Below are 12857 nucleotides of genomic sequence, written 5' to 3'. Positions count from 1 at the left end.
CCTGATCGGCACGCTATATCGCACGCAGTAATTTGCGCACGCAGACAAGATTTTGCGCGCTGAGAATAGTCTTTCTCACAACTGTTCGCTTAAAAGTATTTCTCGTAAACATGTCAAAGAAATTCAGCCTTGGCTGATCCGACGCGGCGCGCGATCTTCGAGAAGGTGGCCGACGTTAGAATGAATGCAAGTTCGCTGCACGACGGCATGGCGAAGCTAGCCGGCGATGCCACCTGTTTCTGTTCGCTGTCTTGTTCGACACCCGATACACATATCGTATTGCGACTTTGAGGGAACTCTTGAAGAACGCGGCGTTAAGGTTGACCATGCAACGCTCATTCGCTGTGTCACAAAATATGCCAGCCAGGTGGCCGGCGAAGCCCATCGCCGCAAACGCCAGGCTGGCCGATCCTGGCAGAGAAGCGAGATCTACTTCAAGTCTGATCGTCTATTGTCTCAATTCACCACTCGGCGGTCAGAGCGCCTTATCGACCCAATCGCTGGGTTTCTCTTGATAAAGAAACCCGCCACGCAGTCTGCGTGACAGGGGCTTTGGCATCACACGAAGCGGAAGTCGTCCTGGTGCAGGTCGGCGAGTGCAACGTCCTCCAGAACCACCAGGGGCGCGTCCAGGCCGACATTGAGTGTGACACTGCGATCCGCGACGTTTTCCGTCGCCCGGGCCAGAACATCGTCGAAGCCGGAGAAGTGGCTTGAGGACAGCTCCAGGACATCGTCCGTACCCGCGCCGGCGGCAAAGTCAGTGACGATATCTGCTGGAATGGCTTGCGGAATTTGTGAGTTCAGCGCGGTGAAGACGAACGTGTCATTGCCGGCACCGCCGGTGAGGATGTCTGCGCCATTGCCGCCGATGAGGGTGTCGTTTCCAGCGGTACCGCTAATCACGTCATTGCCTGCAGTGCCGGTAAGGATCACGCTTCCGTCGCTTGCCAGTTCGATCTTGCTGAGCGTCGTGCCATCGGCGAACTCGATCCGCTCGATGTCATCGCCCTCGTTCGAGATCTGCACCTTGCCTGTGAGGCCGTCCACGTTCCAGGACAGGAGCAAAGCCCGGCCGTAGCTGCCGGACGGATCGGTGTCGAGATAGCTGAAGCTTAGATCCGAGAGAACCAGGTCTTTGAACCGGACCGTGTCCGTCCCTGCATCAGGGCCTTCATGAACCGTGGTCGAGCCGCTGTCAGTTCCGATCAGATAGGTATCGTCGCCCATCTGTCCCCTTGCATGCTGCCAGCTCCCGTTCCCTGCGCCCACATCCAGAACATCGTTGCCGTCGCCGCCAAAGAGGAAATCGTCATGGCCGGTGCCGACCATGACCTCGGAGCCGTCCGTGCCATGGAGTTCCAGGCGGCCATCTTCTCGCCAGACAAGACGGCTGTAGACACTGCCATCGGCGAACTCGATCCGCTCAATGTCAGCGCCTCCATTCGAGACCTGAACCTTGCCGCTCTCGCCGTCCTTATTCCAAGTTAGCAGCAACGCCCGGCCATAGTTGCTCGTGTCGAGGTAGCTGAAGGTTAGATCTGAAAGCTGAAGATCTTTAAATTGCAGGGTGTCCATACCGGCATCTGACGCTTCATGCACAACAGTGTTGCCGCTGTTCTTGCCGATCAGGTAGGTGTCATTCCCGGCTCCTCCGCGAGTATGCTGCCAGGATCCGTTGCCCGCGCCAACGTCCAGAACGTCATCGCCTGAGCCGCCAGTCAGGAAATCGTCAAAGTCGGTGCCGATAACCAGATCGTTGCCTGTTGTTCCCTCCAGCTGCACGCGGCCATCTTCTCGCCAGACAAGACGGCTGTAGACGCTGCCATCGGCGAACTCGATCCGCTCGATGTCATCGCCCTCGTTCGAGATCTGCACCTTGCCTGTGAGGCCGTCCACGTTCCAGGACAGGAGCAAAGCCCGGCCGTAGCTGCCGGACGGATCGGTGTCGAGATAGCTGAAGCTTAGATCCGAGAGAACCAGGTCTTTGAACCGGACCGTGTCCGTCCCTGCATCAGGGCCTTCATGAACCGTGGTCGAGCCGCTGTCAGTTCCGATCAGATAGGTATCGTCGCCCATCTGTCCCCTTGCATGCTGCCAGCTCCCGTTCCCTGCGCCCACATCCAGAACATCGTTGCCGTCGCCGCCAAAGAGGAAATCGTCATGGCCGGTGCCGACCATGACCTCGGAGCCGTCCGTGCCATGGAGTTCCAGGCGGCCATCTTCTCGCCAGACAAGACGGCTGTAGACACTGCCATCGGCGAACTCGATCCGCTCAATGTCAGCGCCTCCATTCGAGACCTGAACCTTGCCGCTCTCGCCGTCCTTATTCCAAGTTAGCAGCAACGCCCGGCCATAGTTGCTCGTGTCGAGGTAGCTGAAGGTTAGATCTGAAAGCTGAAGATCTTTAAATTGCAGGGTGTCCATACCGGCATCTGACGCTTCATGCACAACAGTGTTGCCGCTGTTCTTGCCGATCAGGTAGGTGTCATTCCCGGCTCCTCCGCGAGTATGCTGCCAGGATCCGTTGCCCGCGCCAACGTCCAGAACGTCATCGCCTGAGCCGCCAGTCAGGAAATCGTCAAAGTCGGTGCCGATAACCAGATCGTTGCCTGTTGTTCCCTCCAGCTGCACGCGGCCATCTTCTCGCCAGACAAGACGGCTGTAGACGCTGCCATCGGCGAACTCGATCCGCTCGATATGCTGTCCCTTCTGGGCAATTCGCAATTCGCCACTCTGTGTGCCCGAACTCCAGGAGAAGCCTAAGACGATTCCTTCGGGATTGCTTGGGTTGTTTGCGGTGTAATCGTGGTAGGTAAAGGTCAGGTCGGAGAGATTTAAGTTCGTGAACTGAACTGTGTCTGAACCATTGCCGGCTCCCTCGCCATAGTTGATGAATACTTTGCCGTTTTCCCTTTTGTATAGGTACGTGTCATCGCCTGCGTCGCCATATAGATACTGCCAGCCGCCGGCCGTATCGCCGGCATCAAGGACATCGTTTCCTGCACCGCCATAGAGACGATCGTCACCTTCTCCACCCAACAGGACATCATTGCCGTCGTTGCCGTAAAGAGTATCATTCCCTTCGGCTCCGACAATGATGTCACTACCTGGATCTGCACTGAAGGTATCGTTGCCAGTGCCTTGGCGGCGGAACATGTTGATGTTCACACCAGGCTCCGAGTAAAACGAGTTGATGTGTCCGAACCAGTAGGCGTCGCCGTTGTCGAAAGCGAAGCGTTCGATGCGTTTGGCGCTGTCAGAGAACCAATAGCGGATCGTGATTGAGCCGGTAAGTTGGTCGAGCCCTTCCGCCTCGGCGGCCTGCGCATCTGCAGTGTTTTCCGGATAGAAGCTGATCACCAGGTGATCGCCGGAGCGGGCAAAGTTCAGGTCTTCGATTTCAATGCCTGGCCCGAAGAGCAGGGTGTCGCCGTTTGAACCACTGCCATCGTCGATGATAATGTCGTTACCGTCGCCTCGGTTGAAGAGATAGGTATCGTTTCCTGTTCCTCCACGCAGGCCGTCATTACCCTTGCCGCCGACCAGGATCTCACTGCCGGAGGTGCCATTGAGCGTGTCGTTGCCGGCCTGGCCAAAGACAATACCGCCGCTCGCAGCGGTGAGTGTGTTGCCACCGTTGGTGCCAACCAGGACCTTTGCTTCATCGGTGTCGATATTGAGACCGTCCACCCCAAACGACGCACGCAGGTCATCCTCTTTGACGGTATCAATCAGGAAGACATCGTAATTGTTGGTCTCGCCGTGTCCGTTGCCGACGACGATGTGTTCTGCGCTCTCGGCAAGTTCGGCGATCAGGGCCGCGCGCGAGGTGCCGGACTTGAGCGCGGCCAGATGCTCGCCGAGGTCTTCCAGCATGATTTCCCGGCCGAAGGTGTTCTGGTATGCGTGGGCGATAAAGCCGGCGTCGGTGAGCGAACCATAGCGCGCTTTATACTCACCGGAGGAGAGCAGCGCGCTTGCCAGATCCTCAAGATCGAGCTGGCCATGCGCCGCGTATTTGACCAGCACCTCGATTTCCGAGGCGTCCATGTCGCGGTCGAGCACCGCGTCATAGATCCTTGCGGCCTCGGCCAGGAGCCGGGTCTTGGCGGCGGCGTCGAAGCGCACGCTGCGGGTGCCTGTAGACGCCGTCATTTCCCAGGTCTCGACCCCGGTGGCGTCGACCTTGTGGGAGACAGTGATACGGTCCGCACCTGTCTTGCCGTTTTCCCAGTCGTAGCTGCCGTTGCCGAGTTCTGAATGGGAGAAGGTCTGGGTGACACCGTCACGCTGGACAGTGGTGGTGAGACCATCCGACGAGGTGGTGGTAATGGCTCGCTTCCGGGCGCCCTTGTCGCCATAGCCGGTCTCGGTGACGACTGTCGAACCATCGGCGGAGGTCTTCGTCACGCTTGTCTTGTCGGTAACGCCGTTACCGTCGAAGTCGAACTCTTCCGTGATCGTGCGACCATCGGCGCTGATGGTTTCGGAATAGCTGGAGCGCAGGTCGCCGCTGTCCTCGTGCCAATCGCGGCTGGTCGTGGTGGTGGAGCCGTCCGCGTTGAAGACCGTCTTGGTTTCCGCGCGCGTATCAATCTCACCGTCGCCGTCGCTGTCGGTTGCCGTGGTTGAGGTCAGGCCGTTGGCGGAGGTTGTCGTCGTCGACTTGAAGGCAAGCACACCGGCCGCACCTTCCTTTTCCTCAAAGACGCGGATCTCCCTGCCGGCGCTGTCGTAGGAGACCGTGGTACTGCGGCTGATGTCAGTGCTGCCGTCACCATCGGTGTCCAGACGGTAGAGATCGCTAGTGCCGTTGGCATTGGCCTGACGCGTTATGATCGCCTCGGCGGTGCTGCCATTGGCGGCGAGGTCTTTCCAGGTGGTGGTCTCGTTGCCGCTCAGGTCGATATTTGTCTGGGTGCGGAGATCGGGCTTGCCGTCGCCGTCCTGATCGATCGTCGTGATGCGCTGGCGTTCATTTGCCGAGGTGACGGTGGTTTTGGAACGCTGCAGACTGGTGCCGTTGCCGTAGAGCTGGCTCGTTTCCGTGGCTCCGCCGGTGGCGTTTCGTGTCACGCTGGTGCTGCGGTCGATGTCGCCGTCGCCATCCAGATCGACCTCTATTGCCACCTCAAGGCCGTCGCCGCTGGTTTCCCGCGTAGCGCTTCCCTTTTGGCCGCCCGGACCATGAGTGGTCCAGGCTTCCAAGGTCGAGCCATCAGCACCGAACTCTGTCGTCTTGGTGGAGACAAAATCATTGCCACCGACGCCGTCCAGATCAAGCGCGGTGGTCACCGTGAGACCGTCATCGGAGCTGGTGACGTCCTCGCGGGCGAGCAGCCGGCCGGAGCCGGTCTCATGCCTTGCCGTGCGGGTCGTGGTACCGTCGGCGTCGATCTCCGTGGTCTGGTCAAGCACACGCTCTGCAAAGCCGTTGCCGTTCAGATCGAAGGAGACACTTCTGTCCAGCCCGTTGCCGCTCTCGCTTGAGGTCGTCCGGGAGATCAGCGTTCCGCTTGCCGAATAGGACGAGACGGTGGTGGTGGTGACGCCGTCATCGCCAACCGACTTGGTGGTCACCCTGTCGTTGATGCCATTGCCGTCGGCATCTATCGCAAGCGTCGACGAGCGGCCATCGCCGCTGACGGTCTCGACGGACTTCATCAACAGATCGCCGTTGCGGGCGGTCACTGTCTCCGTGGTGGTGACGGTGCCGTCGGCGGCAATTACCGCTTCACGCACGGAGGCCTCGTCCGTTTTGCCATCCCCGTCAAAGTCCTGTGTGCGGGTGGTGGTCAGGCCATCCGCGCTGACGGTTTCGACAAGACGGCTCTGCAGGGTGCCGTTCTGCGCCTTGGCGCTGACGGTTGTGGTCACCGAGCCGTCTGCATTCAGAACACGGACGGTTTCCGAGCGGGTTTCATAGGCGCCGTTGCCGTCGGCATCGGTTTCCGAAGTCACAGACAGGCCGTTGGCACTGGCGACCGCGCGGCTCTGGCTCTGAACGCCGCCGCTCGTGTCGAGTGATTGAGTCAGGGTCGTTGCGACGCCCGTGTCGGCAACAGTTAGCGACGTTCTCACATCCGTCTTGCCGTCGCCGTTAACGTTCTCTTCCGTGACGCTGGAGCGGCCATTATCGGAGACGGTTTGGGTAGTGCTGGCGCGCAGAACGCCACCCTCAAGGGTTTCCGACGTCGTCACCGTATCGCCATCGGCTTCCAGAACTGTGGTCGAAGTTTCGACAACATCAAACGATCCGTCGCCGTCCCGGTCGGTCCTTTCAACCGTGATCAGCCCGTCGTCGCTGGTGTCTATCTTCGTGCGGCTCAGAAGCTGGCCGGTTTGCGAGCGGGTCTTAATGGTGCGTGTCGAACCGCCATCGGCGTCCAGAACCGTCTCATCGGTGACGATGCGCTCATAGGTGCCGTTGCCGTCCGCGTCGGTTTTGCTGGCGATCTTGAGGCCGTCATCGCTCTTGATTACGGTCGAGGTGCTTCGAAGCGAGCCGTCGCCATTTTCCGTGCGCTGAACTGTGGTCTTGCGGCCGTCGGCATTGAGAGTCGTGCTGCTGCTCTGTGTAACATCAGCGACCTGGTCGCCGTCGAGATCCTTTGCTGTCGTGGTCACCAGGCCGTTGGCACTGGCCGTGCTGACAACCTCTCCCAGAACCGTCCCGTCGGCCGCCTTTTCGGTCACCGTCCGGGTGATGGCGCCATCCGTACCTTTGACCTGCACCGTGGTGCTGTCGACGGTGCCGTCGCCGTCCCGGTCCAGGGTGATAGTTCTGGTGCGCCGGTCGGCGCTCTCCGTAGTGACGGTCTCGGACAGAAGCGTGGTCTCGTCGCCGGCATAGGCCGAGGACGTCCGGGTCGTGCCACCGTCGGCTTCGAGTTCGAGTGTGTTGACGCTCTTCTTCTCAAACGCTCCGTCGCCGTCGACATCCTCGCGCACGGTTTTGGTGAGACCGTCCGCGCTGGTCTCGGTGACCACGATGGTCCTCAGAGAGTTGTCGCCGTTCTTCGTCGTCACCGTGCGGCTGGACGAGCCGTCGCCATTTCGCACCGTGACGTCGCTGACCCGAAGGTCGATGTCGCCGTCGCCATCGAGATCGCTCTCTGTGGTTCTGGCCAAACCGTCGGCTGAGGTGATGCTCGTTGTTTTTGCCAGGACCGATCCATCAGCAGAACGTGTCCACTGGGCTGCGGTTCGCTCCTGCGTGGCGGCGTCGATCACAACGGAAGACACCTTCTCGTCAGCCTCAATACTCCCGTTCTGATCGAGATCGACAAAGATCTCCTGGCCGACCTTGTCCGCGTCGAGGCTTTCCTTGCGCATCGCCCGGATCGAGCCGTCGCCGTTTGTCTCCGTGACAGTTCGCTCCCGGCTACCATCGGCGTTGACCGTGGTCGTCTCTGCGGTTGTCAGGTCGATGTCGCCGTCGCCGTCTCGATCGAGTTCGGTGGTCTTGTTGAGCGCATCGTCAGACGTCACGGTCGTGGAGGCGCTCTTGAGCGAGCCGTCGCCGTTGCGGATCTCCAGCCGCGACGTGCTGCCGCCGCCCGGCGTCACGGTGATGTCCAGGATCTCGCGCTGGTCTATCTGCCCGTCACCGTCGAAATCCCTAGTGATCACCTTGGAGCGATTATCAGCCTCGACCTCTTCGACCGTTTTGGAGTGCAGCGAGCCGTCCTGGTTGGTCACCGTCACGGTTTCCGGGCGGCTGTCATCGGCGTGTTTGTCGACCAGATGGGTCTCGATGGTGTCAGCAGCGCCGTCGCCATCGGCGTCCATGCCGTCAATACGCTGCGAACCGTCCAGCGAGACCGTTTCGCTGGTGCTGGTGATCACCGTGCCGTCTTGGGCAAGGTTTTCGACCACAATCGTGAAGCTGCCGTCAGCAGCTTCCGTGCGAGTTTCGCGCTGGTCGAACCAGCCACCGCCCATCGAGTCTCGCTCAATGGTCTCGACCTTGTGGTCGGCGGATTTGGTGGTGACTTCGCGCGAGGTCAGAACGGCGGTTGTGAGGTTCGAGCCGGAGAAATTACGTTCGGTTTCCGTGCGACTGCCATCGCCATTCACCACCGTCTCGATTGTCTGGATCCGGTCGATCACCCCGTCACCATCATCATCATAGCGATTGGTGATCGAAAGCCCGTCGGCGCTTACTTCGGAGACAATCTCATAAGCCTTGCTGCCGTCGGCGGCATAGGCGGTGGTGGTCAGGCTGCGCGTGCCGGCTCCATCGACGGACTCCACCTGGGTCACCCGGTGGCCTTGTTCTTCCGACGCCAGCAGCATGTCACCGACCGTGCCGGTCGACCCGTCGGCGCGCGTAAAGGTCGTCTTGCCGGTGATCACCGAGCCGTCGCTCAGCTCGATGTTGCTGGCATCCGCCGTCAGGTCGATCTCGGTGATGCCGAGCTCGGCCAGCGTTTTGGAGACCGTTGAGCCGTCGGCGAGGGTCACCATCACCTTGAATTTCTGGAAATCCGTGTCGCTGGCGTTCAGGACGCCATCGCCGTTGCTGTCGAACACCGAGGCGAGCGCTTCCAGATCGCTGGTCGACGTCGGGTCCCACTCGGTGAAGACGAACTGGCGCTTTTCGGTGATGTCATTGCGCCCGTCCGGGTCGAAATACAAAACCCCGTCGCCTTCACCGGCCCAGGCCGTGCGGTGCAAAAAACCCTCGCCGCCCGTGTCGAGGAAGACAGTCGAACGGTCAAGCGCCGTGACCTCAAGGCCGTCGCCGTCAAGGTCGAGCATGACCGGAGCCGCAAATTTGTTGTGAACGCGGAAGCCAGCGGCAACGTAAGTGTGCAGGTCGGCGACTGTGAAGTTATAGACCGTTTGAACGCCGTCAGTTGGTGAGATGTGTTCGATGACATGCAGGGCCCCATCGGCACGGACGATCGCATCACCAACCGAGAGGTCGCCAATCGGCTTAAAGGAACCGTCCGGTAGCAGAAACGGGTGATTGGGCGTGACCAGAACACCATCGATGTTCATGACATGCTGGTCGTCGTGCACGATGAGATCTATGACCCTACGTGCTTCCAAAACGCCCAGGCTGTCGAAGGACATCACCTCGTCTTCAAGCTGGATCTCCTCAATCGGCTTTTCCGAGCCATCGGCCAGAAGGATCAGCGTGCCAGCAGCGAAACAAGTGCCTTGTTCGTGGTCACCAACCGTGGAACTGCTGCTCGATCCACCCCGGCCGTCGTAGCCGCCACCTCCAGTGTTAGAGTTACCGTAGCTACCGCTGCTACCATTGTTTCTGCCGCCGCTGTAATTGTCGTTCCCCGGGTTGTTGCCGTCTCTGTCTCCATTGTTGTTGCTCGGCTTGGAGCGTGGCGTCGGAGTGGTCCCTCCTCCACTGGAACCACCTCCAGTGCCAGGAGCAATTGACCCATCGCCAGGTCCATTGCCACCAAACCAACCGGAACTGCCTCTTGATTGCGACTGCGCTGTAGATGTTTCTCTATTTGCCGCGCCTGCTGCTGTGGAAAAATCAATTGTGGCGCCAGGAGTGTGGTCATCAGCCCCTAACCTGACCCCGTTAACGATCTGATCCTCAGTGAACTTACTATTTAAGGCGCCCACAATGTGTTTTAGGGAGACTGCGGAGCCGATTTTCTCTGCAATCGCTTTTACTTCAGGCGTAACTTCAACATGGTTTGAATTATCTCGTATCGCTTGGAAATCCAGATTACGGTCAATCGGAAAAACTTCACGTGTTACTACACCTTCTTTCGTGATCTGAATTCGTTCAATTTCATAACCTTTGAGAAGTTTTGAAAAAAACGGATGCATGACTTTCGTGTATACATCAATGATCCTAGTGCCATTGATTGTGGTATACTCTAGGTGTTCACTTTTCATGCCGAATGGCAGGCTCGGCAGTCCATCTCCCGGCTTCTCAACTACCTCCGTGGGAACGTACGCTGTACTGGGGTTGATAGTCTGGAAGCCAATACCGCTGTTATGACGAAAGGATGGTATTGGATCGTTCGCGAGCGCTTCAATTCGGCTAATTTCGTCAGCAGTTAATGTGCCTGCGACTGCACCAACAAACGCTCCGAGCGGCCCCCCAACAGCAGCTCCTACTAGCGCACCTGTAACGATGCCGCCGCCAACAGCTGCTATGTCTCTAAAAGTTAATCCATCTTCGTCGGTGGAGCGCTCATAAACATCAATGCCAATTCCAAGGATTCCCGTCGCTTTACCAACAAATTTTGTCACGGGCGACGCGCCTGGAATTTCGGCTAAAATGTTGCCAGCCCCAGAAACAATGGAGCCGAAGTAGCCTCCAAGATCTGGATACAAATCTTCTAAACTGAAAGTAATATTTTCGTTGTAGTAGGTGGGTGCAGGTGTGTATTTCGTACCGCCATATGAAAAGAAGCCGCCTACAGGATGCGGCTGAATTACTCCATTTGGATTTACCATATTCCCACCAAAGAGATTTTTCGAGGATGTTCTAGAGCGTTAAAAGGGTGCTCTACTTATTTATGCTTTATCAGGAATATTTAAGTACTATTCCCTTTTATCTTCAAAACGAAGAGGATAAATAAATAAACAAAAGAAAAAAACACTGCTATCAGCACTTTTCCAGTATACCATGAGTCTGTTCCGGTTATTTTTCTATAAAAATAATACGATAATCCAAGTATCGCTGCAAATATAAGTATTTTATTTTCGTCATAATATTCTGCCAAAAATTTTTTCATGCTGTTTACTCACCGCAAAGCAAAAATAGCAGACACGTCATTCGCCAGTCGACTGCCTTTAAGCCTAATAATAGCAATCAAAGCTGATATAATTGCCCTTCTGCGAACGTCCGGCCCCGGTACAGCATTGATCAGCCCGAAACGCTCCGGCTCGACTATCGCCTTGTCAAAAATCGCCCGGGCCTTGGCTTCGGAGAACGGAATGTCGCGAAAGATCGTCCTGAGATGCGCTTCCCGCGCGAGATGGATCTCGGCCCGGCAATCAGTCTCCGAACCGTCCGCCAGCCGGAGTTTCACGCTGGTTCGTTTCGGTCGCACCGAAACGGAAGTCTTTCCGAATGCCACAGATTTCGCCTGAACAGGAACCTGGCCGGCCTGTGCCTGCACGACAGGCCTACCCTTCGCTTCATCGGAGAGATCGCTTTTGCCCTTCACACTATCGCCCCATTCTGCGCCGTCCCGCTCATTTCGTGACGGTGTCCCAACCGGTGCATTCGCGCCGGCAATCTGTGTGACGCGTCTCTAGTTGTCATGTCGACAAAACTCAAAGCGGAGCGGCTTAACCAGGCTGGAGATGCGCGTCATAGTCTGCAGCCTGGACACTTACCGGCAAGGTATGGTGACACCGTAGTACCTGGCGCCAGCATCCTTGTGGCGGCAGGTACTCTTGGCGATCTCAAAGTTATTCGAAGACCCACGGATAAGTCGTTCGTCACACGCGCGGAGTTTATATGTCCCGCCGAAACGTGTTCCAGACTCATCGTCAGTTGTGGCTATTTAACGCGGGGCACGCCCGACCTAAGCCGATCTCAACAAATGTCACCAATCGCCCCACTATTTGTCCAAGCACCATTCCGCCTTTCGGGAAGCTCCACCGCAACCGCGCCGGACGTCCTCTTTTCGGCTTCCCTCAGAGGGAGAGATCAGCGCTCCAACGGGGGTATTATCCCTTCTCCGGCACAAGTCCGGGCACCAATCACCAATTGCATTAAGGGACTTTTAAGATTTGACGAAACGGAAAGTCAACCGCAGAATTCGCCCAGAAAATGCGCTGCCCTTCGGCGATTTTGCTTAGAAAATTTGCCCTGAGAGTCCCTGAGCGTGATATGGCCCGATCGAAATCGAACGAGCGGCATCGAAATAAGGCAAAAAATTGTCATAAAGGAAAATCCGTAACAAAATTAGGGATTTATGTCGTATTTAGAAGTTTCCAATAAAGGCACGCCCTCAAAAGCCGAGAAAAGATTTCTGAGACAAATTTGTTCAGTGGATCCCCGGGCAATGCATTCTCTTTCAAGGGGGCGTTCGAGGCGATTTATCCTACAACTATCCGGAGCAGGAGGTTTTCCACCTCATCAGTCCTGCGACCCCCTTCCGTTACACATCATCCGTTTGAATCTTTCCTCACGTTTTGATTCCAATGATTCATTGGACCGCAGATCGGAAGTCCTCGAGACTTGGGGGATGGAACCTGGTGACACCCCTCTTCTGCTCAAACGAGTGGACCCCGACCGGAACATGAACCGGTTCTACCACCTGTCGGTCGAGCCGACCCTGTTCGGCGGATTTGCTGTGCGACGGACATGGGGACGTGTGGGCACCTGGGGACGGACGCGGCTGGATCTCTTTGCCGATGTCTCATCGGCTGCGGCCCATCAGCAGGGCCTGGCGAAGCAAAAACAAAGGCGCGGCTATCGACCGGACTAAGACCTTGGTTCGGTGCTTGGTCCCTGTCGCGTGATCGCCCACTCCAATCTCACAGAATACCCCAGGCTCTGTATCTGTCCCGACCTGTGAGCTCGCGCGGAAGCGCCGGGCCGAGTTGGCGGATCATGCGGTCGACGGCGGCGGCGGTGACACCGAGGGTCTGGCGCGCCATGGGAATGGTCACCAAGGGGCGGGACAGGAACATCTGCGCAAACTCCGGCAACCGGGAGTGGCTTCGGCACGCCTGGCAATGGCGCGCCAGTTGCTCCTGGGCGATCGACAGCCGGTCCAGGTGATCCATGGTTTCCTGGGCGGCTTTTTCAAAGCCGGTGAGGAAGCCGGAGATGCGTGTCTGGAACGGATCCTTGCGGCGCCAGCGGAAAGGGGATTTCCGCAAGCCGGCGGACAGGTTCGGCAGAT

4 protein-coding genes and 1 pseudogene are annotated in these 12857 nt (G+C 57.8%); 2 read left to right on the top strand and 3 right to left on the bottom strand.

Annotated features, from left to right (window positions below; all coding sequences use genetic code 11):
* Positions 1-129: 129 nt before the first annotated feature.
* Positions 130-210, top strand: a pseudogene (locus FMN63_RS29715) (transcriptional regulator); the annotation flags it as partial.
* 348 nt (positions 211-558) lie between these two features.
* Here the strand turns inward: FMN63_RS29715 and FMN63_RS02850 are convergent.
* Together FMN63_RS02850 and FMN63_RS02845 are read right to left on the bottom strand one after the other, a co-directional pair.
* A complete protein-coding gene (locus tag FMN63_RS02850; RefSeq protein WP_286192532.1) occupies positions 559-9813 on the bottom strand; it encodes an SPM autocatalytic domain-containing protein in 9255 nt (3084 codons plus the stop codon).
* Between the two features lie 926 nt (positions 9814-10739).
* Complete coding sequence (locus tag FMN63_RS02845) at positions 10740-11165, bottom strand: hypothetical protein (RefSeq protein ID WP_148582450.1); 426 nt, start codon at positions 11163-11165, stop codon at positions 10740-10742.
* 1029 nt (positions 11166-12194) lie between these two features.
* Between FMN63_RS02845 and FMN63_RS02840 the strand changes: the two genes are divergently transcribed.
* Positions 12195-12437 carry a WGR domain-containing protein gene (locus FMN63_RS02840; protein ID WP_148582449.1) on the top strand — a complete coding sequence of 81 codons (243 nt, stop codon included), beginning with the start codon at positions 12195-12197 and terminating at the stop codon, positions 12435-12437.
* A 49-nt stretch (positions 12438-12486) separates the two neighbouring features.
* On the opposite strand, the gene FMN63_RS02835 is transcribed toward FMN63_RS02840, so the two are convergent.
* The coding region (locus FMN63_RS02835; RefSeq protein WP_148582448.1) for a helix-turn-helix domain-containing protein at positions 12487-12857 on the bottom strand (371 nt) is incomplete at its 5' end.

The organism is Stappia sp. BW2, assembly GCF_008107695.1.
Lineage (GTDB): Bacteria > Pseudomonadota > Alphaproteobacteria > Rhizobiales > Stappiaceae > Roseibium.
This window is presented reverse-complemented; position numbering and strand designations above follow the sequence as displayed.

Bases quoted from the DNA above. Each gene is read 5' to 3' on its own strand.
- FMN63_RS02850 (WP_286192532.1), bottom strand. From the start codon at position 9,813: ATGCATCCGTTTTTTTCAAAACTTCTCAAAGGTTATGAAATTGAACGA.
- FMN63_RS02840 (WP_148582449.1), top strand. From the start codon at position 12,195: ATGGAACCTGGTGACACCCCTCTTCTGCTCAAACGAGTGGACCCCGAC.